Raw genomic sequence first — 20,812 nt, 5'->3', positions numbered from 1 at the left:
GCGTCTAGCCCGGGTCAACGCAACCTAAAAGAGGCGACGCTCTTCTGCGAACGGATAAGAATCCCGATTGGGCATGACGAGACCAAGGACTGGGTCGTCAGTCATGGTGCTGGGGAAGCTGCGGCCACGCTTCATGCTCACCATTGATGGCAAGACCACGTAGTCAGCCAAGGTACCTTTGGAGCGATGTACGCTTAAGAATGACACTTCAATAAATCGACCGAAGCGCGATAGCACAACATGCGATCTCTATCAGCAGATCCTGCTGCACCGATTTTCTAGGTCATGTAGAATTATTTAATGCGTGGCATTACGCCGCTTATCTTTCATACGGGCTGCTCCAAGTCAAATATGGAATCACAAGTCATAAGGAGTTTAAAATGCAGCTTTGTTTCATATGGGTAAAAAGATTTAAGAATCTTAAAGACTTTGGCGTCACCCTTTCTAATAAGTTTGATTTCAAATTTGATAGCTCAAGAAATTTTCTGCAGCGGTTTGAAAAAAAACCCATGCCTCATTTGTTCGGTGACAATATAACGAGCATCACAGGAGTGCTTGGCATAAACGGGGCAGGTAAAACCAATTTGCTGGAATTGATATGCCGAATAGCGAATGGGGGCGAGAACCTAAGGCACGAATATTTGATGGTTTTTTGTGTTGATGGCGTTTTTTATCAGTCAACCAATCTAAAGACCTCCGTTTCTGCTGATTTTCAAGTTGGCGACTCTATAAGTCGAGATCAGATCGAGGGGATGGATACAGTATTCTTCTCCAACGTCTTCGATAAAAACTATATCGACTTCGGAGACGGCGTTGCCGATGTTTCCGTGAACAATAAAAACAACCCCAGAACTATCGCTAGGAATTGGGATTCAAGACAGTCCGATTTTATAAATGACGTTGAGTTTTTCCAGTCAAGAGAATTTAGAAATCTTGATTTGTTAGCACCGCCAAAGATTGAAATAAAAATAGAAAAATTCATTACTCGACATAACCAAACTGCTACACAATCTGCCGTTGCGCCAGTACTGAGTTATTTGGCAGAAATCCGAAAAAAAACCAGGGGTAGGGGCAAGCTTTATTTAATCAGGCAGACCATGCAAATGGGCTTTTTGAAGGCCGTGCTTGAGAGAGATATTCCAGATCAGCGACTTGTCTCTCACATGATGGGTATTGTGCACAACAACCCACCCCAAGAACTGGATGAGTTCATTGGCGAACTTCGAGAGTGCTATTCTGAGAATAACGATACGAATCCATTGAACTCCAATTTTCTCTTGTATGAAACGCTAACAGTATTATTTAAGCTGGAGAGTTTTCTGGGTGAAATGAATTTTGATATTGACGAGACTTTAAAGGGGCCAAAGTTTTTGTTCACAGTTGACTTTGAGCTTAAGGAATCCTTTTGGTACAAACACCTCGCCTGCATCATTCAGTCGCTTAGGTTTGGCTCGATCACCTGGACAGGACTTAGTTCAGGGCAGAAAGCCTATCTAAATTTATTTAGCTCAATATGGACTGGTGTAGATAGGTTAAGAAAAGATAGAAAGCATGCAGCCTTGATATGCATTGATGAAGGCGACTTATATCTCCATCCAGAATGGCAGTTGGAGTTTGTAGAGCGACTCATAAAGTGTCTTCCCGAGCTATCTGAAGGTACAGTGCAGATCGTTTTCACGACCCACTCTCCCATTCTCATTAGCGACCTACCTCACCAATGCGTGGTCGTTCTCAAGCAGGAGCAAGAGGGTAATGGAAAAATCAGCGCTCTGGGGGTAGTAAGACATAAAACATTTGCGGCCAACCTCTACGATATCTACCAATATTCATTTGGCCTGAACCATAAAAGAAGCGGAAACCTCTCATCTGAATATATGAAAGAGGTATTTGAACTGCTCGACAAGTCGCCCTTGAGTCAACAGGATATCGAGAGCCTTAGGCTAGCGTTATCAGTGGTTGATGATGACGTTATTAAGTTTCATATTCACAAACGGGTTGGTGCAGAATGATTAGCATTAACAGCCATTTATCCACCATGCACACCGATATCCCTAAGTTTCTCGATGATATCGTCGAAGAAATGTGGGCGGATCTAAACCCTGTTAATAAAGTTGGGGATCCGATCAAGCATGCTCTCATTTCAAAGGTCGGAAATCTTAAAGAGAAAGTTTCAAGCCAAGAGCACATGAAACAGGTTGGTGGTGATGCGCAGGCAAGGCATTTGGAGTATGTTCAGTTGCTAGAGGACTCCACTTATCTCAAGCATATCATTACCGCTAGACCCACCCAGCTCAATTCAATAACCGTGACGGCCCAAGAAATCTTACAAGAAGATGACCTATTTGTAATGCATAGGGGTAAAGCCCAATCACGCCCGTTTGGAAAGCTTCTTCTAAAAGCATTTAATTATGTTTCTTATCGCGGCAGTGATCATTGCTATATGCGTTATCAGAAATTACTTTTTAAGGAGGCGACCTGTCCATATTGCAATTACGGCACAGCAACTATTATAAAGGTCGAGAAGCCTGCAGGTGCAAGCAAAATCATGATGCTTTATGATATCGATCACTTTTACCCAAAACATGCCTTCCCTTACCTGGCGTTATCGTTTTACAATCACATACCCTCCTGCAAAATATGCAACCAAACCTTAAAGGAGGGCAAAATATTCCGCACTAACACACATATACATCCTTATCAACTATGCTTTGACTCTATTTACAGGTTCGAGGCGAATCACTCGATTCTTAAAAGTCATCCGCTCGAAAAAATCAACCTTGTGAACGTGAGTTCATTCCAAGATCAGCTCGCTAGCAATCTATGTTTGGAAGATCGGTACAACTGTAGTACAAAACTGGCACGCACAGAAGATCTCATTGATATTCTCAGTAAGCGGCTTCACTTACTTGATGACCCTACCTGCGCGCCCGCTGAATTTAAGGCGCTAATAGAATTGATTAAGGCATTTGGTGTGGTGCAGAAAAAAGAGCGCATTCTATCCTCGCCATACGGAAAATATAATAGAGACATCGTCAAAATGTTCGATGTAAAAAATGTATTAAATATTAGCTAATATCGATAGGCGGCGCGGAGTTGATTGCTCGGCGGCGGTGGGCGCTCCGATCGTCGATGACGTCAAATGCTGCAGGCCGAGGTGCTTCGAGCAGCCTTGGCTCAGATGACTCGTCAATCGGCTTTGGTGAGGCAGTGGTGTGAGCGTTCGCCTTGGTGAATGTGGCCAACGATACGAAAGTATGTTTGAAGCTACGGTGATGTTCGAAAAACGTCTTCAGGACACTGCTTTTACCTGCCCCATAGCCACCGGTAATTGCTATGTTGAGTACTTCATCGCTTTGCAGTGCCCGCAAGAGTTCACACTCATATCTTGCCGCTCCTCCACCAGAATGGGAGACAAGGGCTCGAAATAGAGCCCATCTTCACTTTGCCAAGCTGCGAATGATCGCCGGGCTGCACGTCCACCGGCGACTAGCGCCCACCAACAGCGGCTGGCGCCGAGTACGATTTTCCCTGACATTTCCTGATCCTGATTCTCGGCCCGCCGCCCAGCGCTCCGCCGCAATCGCCTTCAATACACGCGTTGACGTAGTCACAATGACAACCTACACGCCACTTCGTTAGAGGCTAAATGCCACATATTAAGGCTTTGCGCTATCCGGGTGCGGGGCTGGCTGGTACTGACGCCCTTAACGTCGCCGAGTCAGTTTTGCCTGCCGAGTATCTTGGCGTCTTGGTTTTCCGGGCTTGTACTTGCAACGAGGAAAGCTTGAGCAGGATTTGAAATCACCGAACTTACCGGTGCGATGAAGCACGACCCCATGTTGGCACACAGGGCATCGTTCCTCCTGGATTGGTTCACCCTTGATGTCTGTAACTATTACCACCCCGTCGTTTACCAGCTCTGTGAGGAACGGTGAGTTTCTGGCAGTCACAGTGAACATCACGACAGACCTACGAGCCCGGGTCAACGCTACATAGAAAAGTCGGCGTTCCTCGCCATGCAGGTAGGTGTCTCCTTCGGGCATAACTAGGCCGAAGACCGGATCGTCCCCTTTCATGCTCGGGAATCCTCCAGCCATCATCCCGGGGAGCAAAATGTAGTCGGCCTGATCACCCTTTGAGGTGTGAATGGTTTTGAATCTGATCTCAAGTTTGTTGCCGTAGCGTTGCTCCCACCCATGGGGTATGAATTGCGCATCGGCTTTGTAGCGTCCAAGAACGAAGACTGTTATCAGCCGATCACTTGCCCCGGGGACTACACCGGTCGAAAGCTGCTGGTGAAGATCGTCCAGATACTGCCGCAAGCCATTCTGAACCTGATCCCTACTAGATAGCTGGAATGCCAGAAATGCGGGGCCGATCGGCTCCGTCACAGAAATCACGGTCTTCTGCAGCTGAGCAGGGTTTTTAGCCACAAACTGACTGGAAGCATCACAGATAGCCTGAGGGCACCGGTAAGTCTTCTCTAATCGGAATACCTCACCGTGGCCATACCATTCCACGAAACCAGTCATCACACTCACATCCGCGCCGGCGAATCGATTGATTGACTGCCAGTCATCACCCACCGCGAACAGGTGACTATGGGGCTCTTGAACCAACGCCCGGCAAAGCCGCGCACGTGCGCGCGAGGCATCTTGGTATTCGTCAGCCATGACCAAGCGATAAGGCGACTGGTAGCCACGCTCTAGGCAATCTGCGGCCAGGTTAATCATGTCCTCAAAATCGATCCCACGGTCTTCTTTCAGGGCGGCATCCCAGCCTTCGATCACCGGAATCGCGAGCTCCAGGAACATTTTGTACCGGAACTTGAAAACGCTGATCGGAAGAGCGTCGTACCGTTCGTGCAGCATCGCCGCCGTCAGGCTATTACTTTTGTAGTGAGAGATGAACGATCGGAGCACCTTCACCAAGTCAATATGTTCTAGTGGTACTAGGCCGGAGTCCGGGATCGGACGGTCGGGGTTTGGATCTAGCTCCACGCCCCGCGACGTCAGCTCTTGAGAGAGATGAGCGAAGATTTCACCCGTCCGCAATTGGTGTGAAGTCGACTCGATCAGCTGCGTACCGTAGCTGGCATGGGCCTTCCGCTTCCAATCGGCCCCTTCCGCATAATTCACGAAATGCGCAGGTGCCTGGCCCTCTGCATCGAAGGCAAAGTGCTCGTGATAGAGGTTCAGCTGCGGATAATAAAAGTCGGGCGCATATTGGCGGTGATCGGCAGTTGCAGTGTCGTGTTCGTAGGGCCGCTCATAGGCGTACTCGACGCCGTTGTAGAAAAGCCAGTTGGCAATCAAGCGCTCTTCCTGACTCGCGACATGCTCACCATTGAGTGTGATTAGCCGAGCCTCCCCTTCCCTGTCGAAAGCTTCCGCCACATCTCTCAATGGCGCAGTGGAGTGATCCCGCCCGAATACCAAGCGGAAAAGATCCCACTTGGTGCGAAACTCATCTGACCTGTCTTTAAGCGAGTCAACGATCACACCAAGTTTCTCAAGCCCAAGATCCGCCTTGGTAGCCCACTTGGGGACGCTAGGTTTTTTGCCTGTCGCACCGCCAATGATTTTTAGGCCCAGTGAATGAAACGTCAGTGCATTGATCGTGACACCGGCCATACCTAGCCTTCCGAGAGACTGAGCGCCCCTTTCCTGCAGCTCCTGTGCAGCATCTTTGTTAAAGGCCAGCATGATGATCTCGGATGGTGCCACAAAACCGCGATGAACTGCGTAAATCGCCTTGGCAACCATCGTAGAGGTCTTGCCGGAGCCGGCGGAGGCAATAAGCTGAACCCGATTGTCGAAGCAAACCACGGCTTTTGCTTGCTCATCATTGAGCTCACGGGACTCGACGTTATCCAGAAGATCTGAGCAAGCATCCAGCTCGCGGATCATGTGCGCTTTGTTACGAGTCTGCCAATGCGTTGGCCAATCCTGAGACCATTGCCGCAACCGCCCTAAAACGCGTGTCTTATTGTCTCCCAATGCAGTTTGGATAACTGGAGAATCAAACAGTGCCTTGAGATCAGCATCGTCGATTTTCAAAGCATCCTTCTCGGAAAGAAGCTCATGCTGCATGTCGTGTGTCAGCCATCGATGTTCTGCGTCTACCGTCAGCGCCACTTGATCGACCAATTTCAGCCAACCCATGATCTTGGCGTAATAAGTACGGAAATTCTGCCTGCTTGTGACGGCTCGAAGCTGGTTACTCAGCGTGTGACGAGCCGACTTTCGCAAGCCGACGAGATGAATCTCGTTACCAACCCAGACAGTGACGTTCGTCCATAACAGGCCATCGCGAAAGCGCAGTGAGGAAAACGCTTCGAGAGGTATCGGATACGTTTTCTCATTCAACGTGACGCTGAATTGATCATTCTCGATCTTCAGACGCCATGATGCCGCCCTTCTGAATAGCCGCGAGAGAAAAGAAGGTTGCCACTCCATTGTTATCCGCCAATCACACCGCAAAAAACAGGTAGTTTACCCATCAATGAGGCACTCGACACATACCTGCTTGCTCATGAAACCTCCTCCCTGAGCACACTACTCAACGCAAGGAGTGAACTGGGCATCCAAGGTTAACCATTCAGGGCCAAGATTTTCTTCTCCCGCTCAAGTTTCTAATTTCCGCTCCGTTTAGTTACTCATGCAACGTATTTTTTGAGGCAAATTGAAACCATGAGCACAAAACTGCCGCCAAACAGATTCTTCACCTTCAAGGATGGTTCGCCCGTGGGTGAGTTGGACGAAGTTAGGCTCGCCATCTTCACTCGGCCCGGCATTGCCGAGGGTGAAGTCATAGACGATGACAACAGCTACGCAGTTCTTCTGGATACAGAATCCAATGGCGTAATTTCTATCAAAATCGATGAGTCGCGCTTTAGGTTCACGCCTAAGCAGGCGACGGCGTTAGCATCAGCACTTACTGACCTCTCGAGAAACGACGGATGAGTTCCCGCCTCTGCTCTGTGCAATCCGCTCTGTGAGGCCTTCATCATGGAGCGTTATCATTACGGGCCGGAAACCAGTAAATCCTTACTGTGGAGATAGCGATCGCACGATTTACCGGCTTGACTCTGTGCGTGCCCCTACGGGGATGGCTGTCGTGAACCGAGCCTAGCGGTGCCAAGTCTCGGCCCTGCCGGGCTTCCATCCTCACGCCTCCAGCCGTATCGGCTTGCGCGCTCCGCTTGCTGCTCAGTCGGTTGAGTATGGTCTTTCTAGTCAGGGATTCCGAAACCGCACCGACGTGCGCGGTTAAAGTTTTACCTCGAAGGTCACCCTACTTTAAGCACTTTCTTCCTCGGCCTGAAAAACCTCGATGAGCTTCTGGTTGTAGTCATCCAAATAGCTCTGAAGCCCGTCCCGGTCGATCAGCCGGACGCCTGCTGTGCTGGCCAGCTCTTTGGCGGATTTCGTGTAGTAGGAGTTCGTGACTACCATTGCCTCGTCGCACCCATAGAAAGCTTTTGCGGAGATGGCTTGCTGCACAGCCGCATTGCCTACGGAGCCCGAATAGTTCTTAGCCTGGATGACCATATTTTTACCGAACCGGGTAACGAAAAGATCGGCGCCCTGATCAGCAGTTTTCTTAGTTTCCTTAACGTCGTAGCCAATGGTCTGGAAGATCTCAACCAGGAAAGCTTCAAACTGAAATCCGTCCATAGCATCCACCAGGTACATGGTGATGAACTGATTCGGATTGAAATGCTCCAGCTGAGATCCCAGACGCTCGACGAGAATATCGAAATAAATCTCTTCGCAGAGGCTCAGGCCATTCCGGAAAACCTGTATCGGGAGGAGTGGAACACCAGATGTAGAAGCCGCCTGGGGATTGAATTGAACATTGGGGAAAGCAACGTCATTTTCCCACAGGTAGTAATAGAACAAAGCCAAGTCAGACCTGAACGTCGTTCCTGCCTCTTCAATCCAAGAACGTAAGGTGTCGGCAAGATCAGTTCGAATGTGGCGGGTCAGCTCTCTGGAGAACCCCATATAGTCAGAGTTGAAAGCTGTGGTCTGCAGCAGCTTGTCCAAGAGAGATGGAAGCCCTTCAAGCTCGTCAAAGCCTTTGCGAATCAGGACTTCTCTGAACAATTCCCTTTCGCTGTACACACCATCCAATCGTGGCCCAGGTACGCCTGCGTCATCGCTGCTACCTGCGCTTTCGCGCGTTGTGTGAATGAAGTTCGTGAAGTATGGCTGCTTCAGCTCTGCGTACTTTCTTAACACGTTATTCAGGAGATCGTTGAGCTGGGCTTGCTCCTTCTTCTTCCCGAAGAAATCTTGAATCAAGCCTTTAGATCTGTATTGAAAGTCGGGATAAAACGAAGGATCCAGCGGCGTAAGGTGTCGCAACGTGAGCTCTGATGACGGCGAGACCTGAGAGCCCATGCACCACGGGCATGCGATCTCGAAGGTAGTCCTGTTGCATCCGTTGCATTGGTAAATCATCGCGTCTATCCCTTTCATGAGTCGTCACGCGGCTAGCGCGTAATCAAGCTTGCGACAATATCTGAGTGCCATTAGCACGTCCACGCGTTCGCGTCCGGTTAGCGCCTGTTTGCGTCGGCACAAAAAAAATTCCTATACGGCTCAAGGTTTCTCAAAACGAACCGTTTTTCATATCTATGACATCTAGAGAAACCGGTTTTGAACCTACCAACGATCGTATTTGCACGCTCCCTGAAAGACGCCGTGCCGTTTGCCGAGACCATCCTGGGTCATCGTCAACGCAGGGCGTGGGAGCGCTTGGTCAGCTACATTGCGTCCTCTGACTCCTCTTCCGACTTTGACAGAGCTGCAGCCTTCGCTGAGGGCTATGCGCAAGCGCTCGTTGATGGTGAGCAGATCGAAATCTCAACAGAGCGTGACTTACTGATCATCTCAATCGTTGATGAGTGGCGGCGAAACTTCATCTGCACCATTGGTTCGTCCACCTTTAGCACTCCCCTCCTCCAAGGACATTCATGACTTCCAAATTTCAGCGCTACGCGGACGACGAAATTTCAGATCCCAGCCTCCGAATGCCACGTCAAATTTTGGCAACCAGCACCAACCAATATCCGATTGATATCCTCGTTTCTCGCTGGGAAAAACACTTGGTCGAGCCATCTGTTGCTCACGAGAAGTACCCTTGGGCTGCGGGGTTCGTAATGGGCATTCCAGTTCCGTCTTGGCATCGCCCAGTAGTATGGAATCTGGGTCAAAAAGCTCGGTTCATCGTTTCTGTGTGGTCTGGAGGGGATCTCGGAAGCTATCTCACTAATGAGTGGTGTGATTCGGGTTCGGGCCTAGCAATGGCTGAGAGCAGCGATATTTTGATCGATGGCTTGCAGCGGTTGCATAGCCTTGAGGAGTACCTTCTTGATCGCTTGGCAGTCCCAGATGCTCAAGGGCAACCTAGGGTTTGGTCTGAGATTGGCAATGGCGAACGGAAGCGTTTCTTGTCGACAGTCTTCATGCATGTGCATGTATCGTCTGATGACGAATTGTTGTTGCGAAAGACTTATGATCTTTACGCCATGGGTGTCGTTCCTCGTACGAACGAACAGCGTGCGGTTCGATAACCTAGATTTTATTTTTCGGGCATGCCCCTCTGGGGATGGCTGTCGTAAACCAAACCTCGTCTATCGACAGGTCTTGGCCCTGCGGGCTTCCATCCTCATGCCTTCGACCTTCCTGGTTTGCGCGCTCCGCTTACATAATGACCAAGGTCACCACCTAGCTTGGACATTTCTTTCAGCTGCCACATACTAGCCTCATCCACTAAGGAACGAGGCTCATCGAATGGCGTGGTCATTTTGGAAAGACAAACGTCCTGAATGGGTTCAGGCAGAGGAGCGAGCCTTCATCAAGGCAGCCAACGGTTTGAAAACTCTGCAGACAACGCCTCGCGGTGGGATGCGGATTGACCCTGAGGAACTCAGAGATCAGATCTTGGCGGCACGAGAGCTGTACAAAGATCTGGTGAAGAGATAGCGGTGCGTGAGAGTCAAGCAGATGGGAGAGTCAACCTGCGTAGCTAAGACTTCTGAAGGCAGAGCAGAGGTGTCCGAAGGAGATTTATTCACTGGCAGCTAGGGCTTCATGTAGTTAAATTTTCAACGACTTGATTGAGGTTACGAGCTCCCCAGCATGCGCACAAAGACCCTATTTAGCGTCGGACAGGCTTACGACTCGCTCAGTGTGCTCACCTGCTGCTTCCCACCCCGCGGCAAGGACGTTAGATCGTCCCGATCCACTCTTTCGTCATCGCCTGTAACCCCCTCGGGATTTCTCTCCGCTTATCTAGCTGTCGGCTCCAAGTCCCCCGAGACAGCATTGGCGCATCCACCTACGGGGAAAGGCTGTCGCGAATCGAGCCTTGGCAAAGCACGAGTGTCGGCCGTTGCTGCGAGCAATGCATGGGTCTCATTGGAAAAGGATCGTCGCTAATTCAGGTGATAGATGACCCGCAGGCTTTGAACAACGCCTCGCTTAGCCAGGCTGCATCAGCTCTCGTGAAAGAGTAGCCCATGAAGGGAAAAATGAACTCGTACCCCCCATCTTGGATAGTGGCGACCACAATTGATGTCGTGCCAGAAGATAAATCCTCAAAAAAATCTCCGCTCGCGTCTTCAACATCGATTTCGCCAAACGCTGCGTACTGCATGCCGCGCATTCCAGCAAGGCTACGAATTTTGAACAGGCCATTTGGCCGTTTTTTGACTTCAACTTGGTAGCCATCATCGTCGACAGAAATAGCCAGTGCTTCTTTCACACATTCTGCGATTTCTCGAGCGACTTCGAGGGTGACACTGCAACTCACAATGTCCAGCTCGATCATGATCCGCGCCGACGGCAGCACTTCGATTGCGCATTTGTATTTCTCGTCAAAATCTAGGCCTCGCCAGCAGACGAACTCTCTACAAAGACGAAAATCAGAAGATGCTTTTGAAGTAGGATGAAGCTTCATTGAAACGCCCTTTATGTATGCTCTTGTAAATACAAACGGATGCGTTTCGAAAAACTTGAGATACTTTCTAAAGATATTTATCGATGGCAGAGCGATGAGCTTCCAGGTGCTGAATCTCCTGCGTCCAGAGATGGACGAATTTCTCCAAGTCGTGAAGATAAGGCCCCGCTTCGAGTCGAGTCGAACCGATACTCGCTTGTAGAAATCGTTCCCGCCACGGTTCGGGAATGCTGGCCTCCCGAACAATTTGTAGGTTGCTCGAGTGAAAGTCGGTGATGACAAGGCTGCGAAGAGCTTCTACCTTCACCACGGGGGTCATTAACGTGTCGGCCTCATACTGATGATCGATATCGTCAAGCACGGATACGACTGGAATAGCCTTGGGATCGCCTGGCTGAAGTTGAGATAGCGCCCACAGCGTTTTCCTCCTGAGCTTCTCACTATCACGCAGATTCTGATCAACAGCACCGCTATACATTAGATTCACCTCCTTAATGCGAACACCCTGACCTCTTCTTAAGGTCGCGGGCTTCGTTGGCTGAGCTATTTCAATGTGACCGCCGGCCAAATCCGCCAGCGCCGGACAGTTGCTCCTCCACGAACTCGATTGACGAGCTCAGCTCGTGATGTATTTCTTCAAAGACTGAGTCTAGCTCGGGATGAGCACCTGACTTTCTAAGCTCCGCTACTAATCGCGAAAGCTCCCTCCCCTTGGCCATCGGCATTTGAACATTGCAGTACACCGTGTCTTTGTCATCACGACTCATAAATCCTCCGCACTACGAAGCTGAAACCCTGATGTTGGTATGTACCGGTTCTGCAATCAAGCCTCGTTGGGAGTGCTATGTCTTACGAACCGAATGCAGCAGTGGATCGCAGCTCCTGTAAGATGGTAGGAACCTTGCCTATTTGCTTAGGGACAAGGCATCGCCCTTCACTCCTCCGCCTATTAGCTCACCAGGTCGCCATGATCAACACCCAAATGCAGCAGATTCTTCCCCAGGTGATCAAGGTTGTGGAGCGGGCAGGCATTTTATTGGCAAAGGAATGCGTCCGTCCGGGAGGCCGCAGGGGGTACGGTGATAAAGCTGAAATCGACGTCGAAATCGAGGTATTTCTCCGTGAGGAATTGCTGAGAATTTTGCCATGCGATTGGTGGGGTGAAGAGACCGGCCACGTACTTTCCGGCAACTCCTTCTGCTGGGTTGTTGACCCGAACGACGGCACCAGTGATTTCCTCAAAGGACTAGATGGATCAGCAATTTCAGTAGGATTGCTTAACAACAATCATCCCATTTTGGGCGTAGTACATGCCCCAGTTACACCTGGCGGACGTCCAGACAGCATCAGTTGGGCGCAAGGTATGGATCACCTTTTTAGAAATGGAATTCCTGTCTATGTAGACCTCTCGAAGCAGGAGCTTACGGACGGAAGCTTGGTGATGGTGAGCGCTGCAGCCGCCAACAAACCGCAGACCAATCGCGAGCTCTGTGCGCCGGCAGGTTTTTACCCGATGCCATCAATTGCATACAGGCTGGCCAAGGTCGCTGCTGGTGACGGAGCCTGTGGCCTGTCTCTGTATCCAGTGTCAGCCCATGACGTAGTCGCGGGGCACGCATTGCTGATTGGTGCCAGAGGCGTTTTGGTCGACGAATCCGGAAACCCTATTCAGTATCGTACTGAGGTGGAAATGTTGAGGGTTTGCCAACAATGCTTTGGCGGAGCTCCTGGTGTTTGCGCGGAATTGGTGAGGCGTGATTGGGCCAAAGTCTTTGAGACGTCGGCGAACTAAGGCGCTTTAAAAAGCGGGATCATCACCTACACATTGGAGATGGCATAAGGCCGGTTTTTTTCGACAAAAATTGATGTCTTTTGGAATCAAAAAGTAGCCGCGACTAACGTCGCAAAGGTGCGATCAGCATACACAACACTGGCTTCGCCGCCCTTCATCAAGCATTCCAACGCAGAGAAACCGGAAAACAGAAGCCAAAAGATTACAAGCAAAAGGAGCGCAAACCCTTAGAGCAACAGCAAGGCAATCGGGTCGATTGCCCCACAGCCCAAGGCAGGCTAAAAAACGGGAGACTTTTGGAGAACGTCGCTTTTTGTTTGTTTTCAAATATAAGGTCTCCGGTTTGAAATTTTACTTTCAAGGGGGCGGGGGAAATATATTTTCGGTTTGTGTGACGAGAGCATCCTGAATATCCATTTTGTGATGCCCAGAGCAGTAAATCAGGCGCCGAAAAGCCGCTGAAGCAGCTGCTCCGTCTGCGTTCCACTGTACCTTGCCTTCAGCTCATCAAGCTTGGCACCTCTGCGCTCGCCAGTAAGTAAGCTAAGCCCGTGCAACGCGTTAATGAGCTTCTCTGATTCAGCGTCCTCATCTCTCATGATGATCCACGATGAGTTCACTTGCTTAGCCAAGGCTTCAGCCTTACCGCTAAGGCTCTGCGATTCAATCAACCTGTTGCCATTTACTTCTGTCTTAAGCTGACTGGTGACGTGCTCGAGCTCCTGCAGTTGCTCTGAAATGCTCTCTGCGCTATCAAGCGACATAGGACGCCCATCAACATAGATAGTGTCTTCTTGGACACAATAGATTGCCAATGGGCCGTCCCCTCCTCCCGTGCAGTCAAGCGCGAGAAAATTCCCCAGTCTCAGCGGTTTCGGAATCCACGTATGGCCCGTGCAAACTCTCCAGATGCCTGGAACACCATCGCGATAATGCTTGATGATCCGTTCCCTGCCCCATAGAGCGATCTCTTCAATCTGAGCATTGTCTAGGCACCCAACGAACTCCTGCCAAGAAATCCCTGCGGGCACATCGGCGTGAACGACACCGACCAGGCCACGTGCGGACTGAATTTCTATGGCGGTGGGAAGCTGTTCCAGCTTCTCGATCACCATCCCTTTCGACTCATCGGCGATGGTTGGCCACCATCCCGCACCGTGGGAGCTGTAGCGTGCTAGTGGGTTCTCGCGGTAAGCGTTTATCAGCATCTGCTCGTGATTGCCTTGGACACAAAAGAACCAAGGTTCGCCGAGCAGCTTTAGGCCATCTAGCATCCCGGGCCCACGGTCGATCAGATCGCCTACAGCGATAACGCGATCAATCGTGCTGTCAAAGCCAAGCGCACGAAGCCCCTTATGGAGTTCGATGGTTTTGAAGTGGATATCCCCGACTACAAAGTCTCGGCCCACTTCATTCTTGGGGAGTCGCAAAACCGCCTGCGTCATTTGGAATCGTTACCCCGGAGCGTTGGCCAATTGATAGGCTGATATGACTCTATTGTACTCACTCCTAGTGTAGGAAGGCGGTTGTACATTGCTGATCACCACAGGACTGCTCCAGACAGGCGTTAAATTCCCCTCCTCACTTGCGAGCAGCACCGATGGTCATCGCGGTCTGATATCGTTGGAGCAGTTTTCCAACAGCTATAAGTCATGACCTCTTAGGAACCCGCGAATGGATGCTCCACGACACACACTAGCCTGTCAGTGTAAGCAGCTATGAAGCACGCCAGACTCATCCGCCACGGAGAAAGTGCCGCGAACGCAGGCGAAGCCAGCTTGGATCACGCAACCATTCCTCTTACGGCCAAGGGTGTGGAGCAAGCAAGCCTAGTGGCACAATCATTCACCCATGCCCCAGATCTGATTGTCGCTTCTCCGTTTTCCAGAGCTCAAGCAACTGCGATGCAGACAGTGGCTGAGTTCCCTTCAGTACCGTTCGAAATATGGCCAATCCAAGAGTTCACCTACCTTGAACCTGCACGGTGTATTAACACGACGGTTGCCCAGAGACGAAGTTGGGTGGAGGCATATTGGGCTAAGGCTGACCCCGCATTCATTGATGGGGACGGCGCGGAGTCATTTTTAGAATTCATATCTCGAGCCCAGTCTTTCTTAAACGGAATTGCAGAGCATCCTGCTCATCACAGCTGTGTTTTTTCACATGGGCAATTCATTAATGCCGTGGCTTGGCTGATTGAGCGTAACCCGCAGACAATCGATGGCCAGGCAATGGCCGAGTGGCGCGAGTACGAGATCACCAACCACGTACCTAACTGCTCTGGCTATACGCTGACCAAGCACCCGGACGGCACTGGCTGGAAAGTAAGTGCAGATAACGCTGAGCTCTCAGCAAGAGAGGTATGCCAGGTATTGCGAGAGGTTACCTTCGAGCGACGGACGATGACAAAGATGAGTCAGGCGTCTTGGGATCAGATTCATGCGGGCCATTTCGTGGTGAGCGTCGAGGGTTGGCGGATATCGATCTACAACGACTGTGACACGCTCGACTACTGCGAGGAATGCGTGAGTCCAGAAGGACGGCGATGGTCGTTTAGCGCTGGGGATCGATTTGGAACTGACCCTATTGCGTTGCTCAGCACTTGGGAACATCAGACGCTTGAACGTCTCCTAAAGGCGCTCTAGGGAAAGCCAAGGTTGAGCGGGCCTCTGCGAGGACGGCTTTCGTAAACCAAGTCTCGCCGTTGTCGAGTCTTGGCCCTGCGGGCTTTCATCCTCCCGCCTGCGCGCTCCGCTTGCGATAGATCCTCCTTCACCGATCTATGAGTTTTGTAGGCCAATGTCCTCATCGTGATTGAACCCTCTGCTTGGAAGATCGTGAGTTGTGCATGGCTGCCGTTGGCTACACGCAGAAAATTTCTAATAAAATACGGTGAATCCAAAGCAAATTCTCAACCTCCACAGGTGTAAAGATGGCTCACGCGGGGGACGCTTTCATATCCTATGGCCTCAATGCGTCGGGCCATTGGCTATGTGTTTGAACCTCTGCGCCGCGACCCCGGTCATGTATTTCACATGACATTCAAACCAAAACCGCCGATGGGGTGCGGTAGCGAAGCAAGCGGAGCCGACTATGAACAACGCTACCAATGATTTACCTGAGGTCGTCCGAAGGCAGGTTAAGAAAATCATCTCCGATATTGAGTGCGCGGGATCAATGATTCTGGCCGTCAAAAGTGGCGCGCGAGCTAACGGGTTTGTGCTGGGGTTGGTGTGTGCAGGAGGTATAACCGCAGAACAGGGCGAGGCGCTGTACGAGTATTTTGACCACGCAACTGAGAACAGACTCAAGGTACTGAGTTTGGGTTTGTCTTAAGACATGAATCGCTCTGGGGTTCGTAGACACCTCTTTGATTTGAACTGAGGCCAATTAGGAGGTTCCGAGAGCAACACAGATTCAAAATCCATGCAATCAATCAAGAGGCCGAAAAGACGCGACCTGTCATTGAGGTAGGTATCCAAGACAAGACGTAATCCAGGATGCTATTTGGGGAAGAATTTTTCTTCTCCCCAAGTCATGTACCAACGCTGTTGCTCAGCCGGAAAATACAGAATATTCGCTGTTCATGATTACGGCCTTAACCTTCGATTTGACCTGTTCGAATCGCTAACTTTACCGCTTGTGCAGTTGTGGCGACTCCAAGACGTCGGCGCGCCAGGCGTAGGTGATTCTCTACAGTGCGCTCAGATAAACCAAGAGTTGCAGCTATATCCGCTTGTCGGCGTCCTGCTGATATCCAAGCCAGAACTTCACGCTCTCGCCGTGAAAGGTTTTTAACTACCTCACCCGCCGGGGCCTCGAGTAAACGCCGAGCGGAGAAAAAAGCCGCCGTCGCGACGATACTCAATCCAAGCCGTACTCGCGTCGAACCATTTATCTTTTCACCGCCTAAGCTCATGGCACCTTCAAGCCCCAACGGCCCGAATATGGGTACCTGCAATCCCTGTACGCCCGGCCCGCTAGGTGAGCGTATGACCTGATAGCACTCTTCGCCATGCACGTGCTCTTTCTTCCAGAAAAAGGCTTCACGAGCACTCAGAATATGACGAGTAACCGGGCAGCGTCTTACGTACGTCTCAGCATCAACCCCTTGGCCTTCGCCAAACCAATCCCCCTCGACCCAATAAAGGCGTTCGACAACATCTTCGTTTGCGGAAGACGCCGAAAAGAGTACAAACCGATCATATCCATAGGGCTTAGCAATCCGCCGGACGACGTCTTGGATTGTCCCAAGATCGCGCGCCGCCTCAATTTCGAGAGCGGCGAGCAATGTTGCCTCTATAGGCGCATTATTCAACCCGCCTCAACCTCTTTCAGAAGAGCGTCCGCCGCTAATTTGCCCAAGTTATTCCCCGCCAGAGGGCTGTCACCGGTAAGCAATTTACGGTCTTTGAACGTAGCTCCGGAAATCCCCTCATTGACGATCTCGACCCCTAGCGCCTTTAACTGCTCGCCAAACTTCCAGGTCAGATGCCCAGGCATGTAGCCGATTTCAGGTGTCTTCGCGTCAAGAGAGTCGGGAAAAGCGCACATCTTGTAGCCGTTGAAAATATAGGAGGACTTAGACTCCCCAAGGCCCGCAGCTAGCAGCGCTGCTGGGCCGTGGCATAGGGAAATCACGAACTTGTCATTAGCGACGGCCCATTGCAGGACACGTTTCACTTCAGTGCTTTCCGGCAGCCCAATTAGAGCCCCGTGACCGCCGGGTATGAAGACGCCTATGTAGTCTGAGTCATCACCCAGCGCTGTCTCGATTACGTCAGCCAGCTTCAAAGGTTGTTTGAACTGCTCGCGGTATCTAGCGTAGAAATCCTTCACCTCAGTATCTTCTGAAGGCATGGCCCAAAATTCAAATTTCACTGGATTGCCAGACAGCGTGGCAACATCAAATGCGAAACCAGCTTTGTCGAGGTGATACATCGGCAGCAAGGTTTCAACAGGATGATTGCCTGTAGAGAACATCGCCCCGTTATCTGTCAGCAAATAACGCTCATCCGCGCCAATCAGCAGGATCTTCCACCGCCCACCTTTGTAAGCGTTGGGATAGTCAGCACCACTGAGATCAGATTTCGGGGAAGTGAACTGGCTTAGCGAATATGGAGATGGGAAAAAGGCGTTGTCCTCCGCATGATCCGGCGTCGGGCGTTTGTCGTCACTCTGCGATGTAGCCATGGTCTGTCCTCGATTCGGCCAAATATTGAATTCAATCCTAGTAGCGCGATGTAGAGCTCGCAATGAGGGAATTCCCCTAAAACTCACCCGTCATCCGACTTCCTCAAGGATCAAATCAAATAAATAGGCTGTGTAGGCTGAGGTGAGGCCATTGCGATTGGCGAATCGTAATCACATTGGATGATCGGACTTGCAACCTCTGCCCCCACGATTGTTCGATCTATATGAAGGATTAAGTGTCCTAGGGCCTTCACTGAGCGACAAAACACCACGCAAATGGCCACTTTTTTTGATGGTGATTGCTGCTAATGAGGGGTTAATAACAGGAGCTGATGACAGCTCGAAAGACCGTCGACTTGACACCCTCTTACTCCTCGCTAACGGAACGCCAAGGAGTACGAGGGAAACTTAACTCAAGCTACTGATGTTCAGCGACTCAGCAACCTCTTGAGCACGAGTAGAGCAACAGCACCGATTGCCAGTGCAGCAACTGGCTTCTCTTTGACGAACGTAGACACGCTGTCCAGTGCATCGCCGTAGGTTTGCGTCAGCTGACCTGCAGCTTGGCGTCCAGCACCTTCAGCTTCAATCTTTGAATCACCCAACAATTTGCCTACGGCGCTCTGAGCCTTGCCTGCAACCTTCTCTACAACACCTTCGACCTGTTCGCTCTTCATGATAACAAAACCTTCGTCTGTAATTGGGTAGCCCAGGAGAAGCCTGGGCTTGAGGCAACCTGCACAGAGTTAGGGAGATGCGCTCAATGATTAGTTCAAAGTTGATGAACCTCTGGATTCATCCGCAAGACACCTAACCATTTCTCGTGCTGCGCTATGCTGAGCGTCCCCTAAGGAGAACACGTCAATGCCAAAGGAATACTCGCTGTCGGATTTGCTGGAAAGAATGTATCAAAACCAGCTCGCCTTGGAGGCAGCATTAATGGAGTTGACCCTCCACGTCGAAGCGCACGGTCATGCTGATGTGGGAGATAACGTCCGGGGCGCCTTGGAGACAATCGGCGAGAACGCGGGCCATATCAAACAGGGCTTTGCGCGTCTCAGCAAGCTCCCATAATGCCCCCGCTATTCGATTTCGATCTCAAACGTGTCTCATCCGAGCACTACATCACAGAGAAAGCAGCCATCAACTTTCCGCATTCAGGATGCACAACAGGTGGTGGGCATTACATGTCCTACTTTGGCCGAGTGTCTGGCGTAGCCAAGGTATTGCTCGCGGGTATTCACTATCCTGACACGACAGTTTTTTTCGGCGAGCAAGGCATCATCAATGCTACTGACCTTTTCGCTAAATGGGGATGGATGACCGAGGTTCAAATCCTCTTCATGGCCGATCACTACCGAGCTGCAGCCGACATGGTCATGAAGTGGGCGCTGAGTGAGTCCAAGCACTGCAATATCGAATTGGCAGAGTGGTTTCCGTCAGCAGACGAAAAGCAACGACTCCTTGATCTCCTGGATACTGGGAAGTCAAAGCTTCAACGAATAGGAAAACTGGAAAAGGTGGAGCTTTGGCTCAGCTCGCAGTAACGTCTATGGAGCAATAGGAATGCAGCCCGCATAGGGCGAGCTCAAAGAGGGCAATGGATATGCGCAAAAAATCTCAACCGTGGCTTGTCCCGCTTCTGATTCTTATCGCCGTCTTATGGGCAATGGGGAAGAACGAAACACCTCCAAGCCAAGTTAGACCCAACCCACCTCCTCCCGCTAACTCCCTGGTGTCAACTCCTCTCCATGCGGCTCAACCTATACAGGCCTCCCCGATTTATCGGTTTGTGAATGCGGATAGACTGAACCTGCGGAATGAGCCGGCAGGGAAGGTAATTTCAACCTTGAAGCGTGGAGACAAGATACAAGTCTTTGGATGGAGGGATGATTGGGCTCGTGTCAGCCCGGATGGCCAACCAGCCAGATGGCTGTCATCCAAAAGCCTCTGCGACGCGGTACATTGCTACGTAATCTCCAGGCCGGAAACAACTCGTCCTGCACGCCTTTCACCTCAGCCGATACCTCGGCAAACCCCAAGCTACGGATCCTCCTGCCCTTGTTCATCTGGAACAGTCTGCATAGGGCCACGGGGCGGTAGGTACTGCATTACATCAGGTGGGAACAAGCGCTACGGTGTTTGAGCGAATGCCGCGTCGTGCGAGCGAGAATGATGCTCTTCGAATGGATAATTAAGGCGCTACATGCGTTTGGAAAATCTTGCTAATCACAGTCCACTTGCCATCGACTTTCAGCAAATGGAAGAAGTCGGTGAAAGAGATGCCTGACATATCGTTGGCGTCAATTCGAGCACTAGCGGCAGTACCAACGATCTCTATCCGAGTGATAGCAGCCTTTGCGTCAGGAGATGGGCGAAAACCCTTGTCGATCCCATCGAACAAGACTTGAATTGCTCCGCCGGACAACTCGCCATCGGCACCGACGCTATACATCGTTGCTTTTTCGCTGAATGCTGACTTCATGATGCTGCTCTTGGCCTGCCTGCAGCCCTCTATGTACTTATTCAAAACCTCAGTGATAGCTTGGTATTCGTCTACGTACGTAGGCTTTTTCAATTCTTTATTACTGATAACTTGTGGGTCGCCCAGTAGGTTTTCTGCTTGAGCAATCGCGCAAAAGCTCGAAATCAAGGCGACAAAAAACAAACCTTTGAGAACAGTAATTTTCATTTTTAACTCTTAATTTATTGAGTAATTCGATTATTAATTTTTGCTCAACTGCAAAAACACAGCGGGCGCTCCGAAAAACTTTGATGCTTCTGCAGCTTCGCGGTGGAAACCAACGATGTGTTTCAATAATGATTTCTACAGATTGACCGTAACCTGCGGATTTT

At 50.7% G+C, this 20,812-nt stretch carries 20 protein-coding genes and 2 pseudogenes; 11 read left to right on the top strand and 11 right to left on the bottom strand.

All coding sequences use genetic code 11. The annotated features are described in order from the left end of the window. Positions 1 to 380 precede the first annotated feature (380 nt). Positions 381 to 2,009, top strand: a complete 1,629-nt coding sequence (locus tag GDV60_RS13425) for an AAA family ATPase (protein ID WP_159907616.1) — start codon at positions 381 to 383, stop codon at positions 2,007 to 2,009. Continuing rightward, the gene (locus tag GDV60_RS13420) at positions 2,006 to 3,073 is read left to right on the top strand and encodes a hypothetical protein (protein WP_159907615.1); all 1,068 of its coding nucleotides are present in this window, start codon (positions 2,006 to 2,008) and stop codon (positions 3,071 to 3,073) included. The genes GDV60_RS13425 and GDV60_RS13420 overlap by 4 nt, the downstream gene beginning before the upstream one ends. Here GDV60_RS13420 and GDV60_RS27095 read toward each other — a convergent pair. Together GDV60_RS27095 and GDV60_RS13415 are read right to left on the bottom strand one after the other, a co-directional pair. After that, a pseudogene (locus GDV60_RS27095) lies at positions 3,066 to 3,371 on the bottom strand (hypothetical protein); the annotation flags it as partial. The gene GDV60_RS13420 and the pseudogene GDV60_RS27095 sit on opposite strands and share 8 nt — an antisense overlap. Before the next feature lie 333 nt (positions 3,372 to 3,704). Then, entirely contained in the window at positions 3,705 to 6,458 is a 2,754-nt protein-coding gene (locus GDV60_RS13415; RefSeq protein WP_256679298.1) for a UvrD-helicase domain-containing protein, read from the bottom strand. 234 nt (positions 6,459 to 6,692) lie between these two features. Between GDV60_RS13415 and GDV60_RS13410 the strand changes: the two genes are divergently transcribed. After that, a complete protein-coding gene (locus tag GDV60_RS13410; protein WP_159907612.1) occupies positions 6,693 to 6,965 on the top strand; it encodes a hypothetical protein in 273 nt (90 codons plus the stop codon). A 336-nt stretch (positions 6,966 to 7,301) separates the two neighbouring features. Here GDV60_RS13410 and GDV60_RS13405 read toward each other — a convergent pair whose 3' ends face one another. Continuing rightward, complete coding sequence (locus GDV60_RS13405; RefSeq protein ID WP_159909231.1) at positions 7,302 to 8,468, bottom strand: restriction endonuclease; 1,167 nt, start codon at positions 8,466 to 8,468, stop codon at positions 7,302 to 7,304. Between the two features lie 198 nt (positions 8,469 to 8,666). Between GDV60_RS13405 and GDV60_RS13400 the strand changes: the two genes are divergently transcribed. Both GDV60_RS13400 and GDV60_RS13395 read left to right on the top strand, forming a co-directional pair. Beyond that, the gene (locus tag GDV60_RS13400; protein ID WP_159907610.1) at positions 8,667 to 8,987 is read left to right on the top strand and encodes a hypothetical protein; all 321 of its coding nucleotides are present in this window, start codon (positions 8,667 to 8,669) and stop codon (positions 8,985 to 8,987) included. Continuing rightward, a complete protein-coding gene (locus tag GDV60_RS13395) occupies positions 8,984 to 9,583 on the top strand; it encodes a hypothetical protein (protein WP_159907607.1) in 600 nt (199 codons plus the stop codon). Before GDV60_RS13400 ends, GDV60_RS13395 begins: the two co-directional genes overlap by 4 nt. An 869-nt stretch (positions 9,584 to 10,452) precedes the next feature. Here the strand turns inward: GDV60_RS13395 and GDV60_RS13390 are convergent. From GDV60_RS13390 to GDV60_RS26820, 3 genes are all read right to left on the bottom strand, one after another. Then, positions 10,453 to 10,971: a hypothetical protein gene (locus tag GDV60_RS13390; RefSeq protein ID WP_159907604.1), complete on the bottom strand. Its 519-nt coding sequence runs from the start codon at positions 10,969 to 10,971 to the stop codon at positions 10,453 to 10,455. A 67-nt stretch (positions 10,972 to 11,038) separates the two neighbouring features. Further along, positions 11,039 to 11,449: a hypothetical protein gene (locus tag GDV60_RS13385; RefSeq protein WP_159907602.1), complete on the bottom strand. Its 411-nt coding sequence runs from the start codon at positions 11,447 to 11,449 to the stop codon at positions 11,039 to 11,041. Between the two features lie 70 nt (positions 11,450 to 11,519). Next, entirely contained in the window at positions 11,520 to 11,738 is a 219-nt protein-coding gene (locus GDV60_RS26820) for a hypothetical protein (RefSeq protein WP_256679297.1), read from the bottom strand. 200 nt (positions 11,739 to 11,938) lie between these two features. On the opposite strand from GDV60_RS26820, the gene GDV60_RS13380 reads away from it, so the two are divergent. Beyond that, positions 11,939 to 12,763, top strand: coding sequence for an inositol monophosphatase family protein (locus GDV60_RS13380; protein ID WP_159907599.1), 825 nt, complete (start codon positions 11,939 to 11,941; stop codon positions 12,761 to 12,763). Positions 12,764 to 13,203: 440 nt separating this feature from the next. Here GDV60_RS13380 and GDV60_RS13375 read toward each other — a convergent pair whose 3' ends face one another. Continuing rightward, on the bottom strand, positions 13,204 to 14,208 hold the full coding sequence (locus GDV60_RS13375; RefSeq protein ID WP_159907596.1) for a metallophosphoesterase: 1,005 nt from the start codon (positions 14,206 to 14,208) through the stop codon (positions 13,204 to 13,206). 273 nt (positions 14,209 to 14,481) lie between these two features. Between GDV60_RS13375 and GDV60_RS13370 the strand changes: the two are divergent. Together GDV60_RS13370 and GDV60_RS13365 are read left to right on the top strand one after the other, a co-directional pair. Then, positions 14,482 to 15,090: pseudogene (locus GDV60_RS13370) on the top strand (histidine phosphatase family protein); the annotation flags it as partial. Positions 15,091 to 15,856: 766 nt separating this feature from the next. Then, positions 15,857 to 16,099: a hypothetical protein gene (locus GDV60_RS13365; RefSeq protein WP_159907591.1), complete on the top strand. Its 243-nt coding sequence runs from the start codon at positions 15,857 to 15,859 to the stop codon at positions 16,097 to 16,099. A 262-nt stretch (positions 16,100 to 16,361) separates the two neighbouring features. Here the strand turns inward: GDV60_RS13365 and GDV60_RS13360 are convergent, their stop codons facing one another. The 3 genes from GDV60_RS13360 to GDV60_RS13350 all read right to left on the bottom strand — a co-directional run bounded on the left by GDV60_RS13360 (position 16,362) and on the right by GDV60_RS13350 (position 18,633). Beyond that, a complete protein-coding gene (locus GDV60_RS13360; RefSeq protein ID WP_256679296.1) occupies positions 16,362 to 17,054 on the bottom strand; it encodes a PA1136 family autoinducer-binding transcriptional regulator in 693 nt (230 codons plus the stop codon). Between the two features lie 23 nt (positions 17,055 to 17,077). Continuing rightward, entirely contained in the window at positions 17,078 to 17,956 is an 879-nt protein-coding gene (hchA, locus tag GDV60_RS13355; protein WP_159907586.1) for a glyoxalase III HchA, read from the bottom strand. A gap of 428 nt (positions 17,957 to 18,384) precedes the next feature. Further along, on the bottom strand, positions 18,385 to 18,633 hold the full coding sequence (locus GDV60_RS13350; protein WP_159907583.1) for a CsbD family protein: 249 nt from the start codon (positions 18,631 to 18,633) through the stop codon (positions 18,385 to 18,387). Between the two features lie 187 nt (positions 18,634 to 18,820). Here GDV60_RS13350 and GDV60_RS13345 point away from each other — a divergent pair, with 187 nt between their 5' ends. Genes GDV60_RS13345 through GDV60_RS13335 form a run of 3 tightly spaced genes read left to right on the top strand, consistent with a single transcriptional unit; the run spans position 18,821 to position 20,102 of the window. Beyond that, positions 18,821 to 19,030 carry a hypothetical protein gene (locus tag GDV60_RS13345; RefSeq protein WP_159907580.1) on the top strand — a complete coding sequence of 70 codons (210 nt, stop codon included), beginning with the start codon at positions 18,821 to 18,823 and terminating at the stop codon, positions 19,028 to 19,030. Continuing rightward, the gene (locus tag GDV60_RS13340; RefSeq protein ID WP_159909229.1) at positions 19,027 to 19,503 is read left to right on the top strand and encodes a hypothetical protein; all 477 of its coding nucleotides are present in this window, start codon (positions 19,027 to 19,029) and stop codon (positions 19,501 to 19,503) included. Before GDV60_RS13345 ends, GDV60_RS13340 begins: the two co-directional genes overlap by 4 nt. 53 nt (positions 19,504 to 19,556) lie before the next feature. Further along, the gene (locus GDV60_RS13335; protein WP_159907578.1) at positions 19,557 to 20,102 is read left to right on the top strand and encodes an SH3 domain-containing protein; all 546 of its coding nucleotides are present in this window, start codon (positions 19,557 to 19,559) and stop codon (positions 20,100 to 20,102) included. A 48-nt stretch (positions 20,103 to 20,150) separates the two neighbouring features. Here the strand turns inward: GDV60_RS13335 and GDV60_RS13330 are convergent, their stop codons facing one another. Beyond that, positions 20,151 to 20,534, bottom strand: a complete 384-nt coding sequence (locus GDV60_RS13330; RefSeq protein WP_159909227.1) for a nuclear transport factor 2 family protein — start codon at positions 20,532 to 20,534, stop codon at positions 20,151 to 20,153. Positions 20,535 to 20,812 lie beyond the last annotated feature (278 nt).

It is taken from the genome of Pseudomonas sp. DTU12.1, assembly GCF_009873475.1.
Taxonomy (GTDB): Bacteria; Pseudomonadota; Gammaproteobacteria; order Pseudomonadales; family Pseudomonadaceae; genus Aquipseudomonas; species Aquipseudomonas proteolytica.
The sequence above is the reverse complement of the archived record's forward strand: the minus strand, read 5'-3'. Positions and strand labels throughout refer to the sequence as shown.

Coding starts and splice junctions, on each gene's coding strand:
- GDV60_RS13425 (WP_159907616.1), top strand. CDS start 381: ATGCAGCTTTGTTTCATATGGGTAAAAAGATTTAAGAATCTTAAAGAC.
- GDV60_RS13420 (WP_159907615.1), top strand. CDS start 2,006: ATGATTAGCATTAACAGCCATTTATCCACCATGCACACCGATATCCCT.
- GDV60_RS13415 (WP_256679298.1), bottom strand. CDS start 6,458: ATGGAGTGGCAACCTTCTTTTCTCTCGCGGCTATTCAGAAGGGCGGCA.
- GDV60_RS13410 (WP_159907612.1), top strand. CDS start 6,693: ATGAGCACAAAACTGCCGCCAAACAGATTCTTCACCTTCAAGGATGGT.
- GDV60_RS13405 (WP_159909231.1), bottom strand. CDS start 8,468: ATGATTTACCAATGCAACGGATGCAACAGGACTACCTTCGAGATCGCA.
- GDV60_RS13395 (WP_159907607.1), top strand. CDS start 8,984: ATGACTTCCAAATTTCAGCGCTACGCGGACGACGAAATTTCAGATCCC.
- GDV60_RS13390 (WP_159907604.1), bottom strand. CDS start 10,971: ATGAAGCTTCATCCTACTTCAAAAGCATCTTCTGATTTTCGTCTTTGT.
- GDV60_RS13385 (WP_159907602.1), bottom strand. CDS start 11,449: ATGTATAGCGGTGCTGTTGATCAGAATCTGCGTGATAGTGAGAAGCTC.
- GDV60_RS26820 (WP_256679297.1), bottom strand. CDS start 11,738: ATGAGTCGTGATGACAAAGACACGGTGTACTGCAATGTTCAAATGCCG.
- GDV60_RS13380 (WP_159907599.1), top strand. CDS start 11,939: ATGATCAACACCCAAATGCAGCAGATTCTTCCCCAGGTGATCAAGGTT.
- GDV60_RS13375 (WP_159907596.1), bottom strand. CDS start 14,208: ATGACGCAGGCGGTTTTGCGACTCCCCAAGAATGAAGTGGGCCGAGAC.
- GDV60_RS13365 (WP_159907591.1), top strand. CDS start 15,857: ATGAACAACGCTACCAATGATTTACCTGAGGTCGTCCGAAGGCAGGTT.
- hchA (WP_159907586.1), bottom strand. CDS start 17,956: ATGGCTACATCGCAGAGTGACGACAAACGCCCGACGCCGGATCATGCG.
- GDV60_RS13350 (WP_159907583.1), bottom strand. CDS start 18,633: ATGAAGAGCGAACAGGTCGAAGGTGTTGTAGAGAAGGTTGCAGGCAAG.
- GDV60_RS13345 (WP_159907580.1), top strand. CDS start 18,821: ATGCCAAAGGAATACTCGCTGTCGGATTTGCTGGAAAGAATGTATCAA.
- GDV60_RS13335 (WP_159907578.1), top strand. CDS start 19,557: ATGGATATGCGCAAAAAATCTCAACCGTGGCTTGTCCCGCTTCTGATT.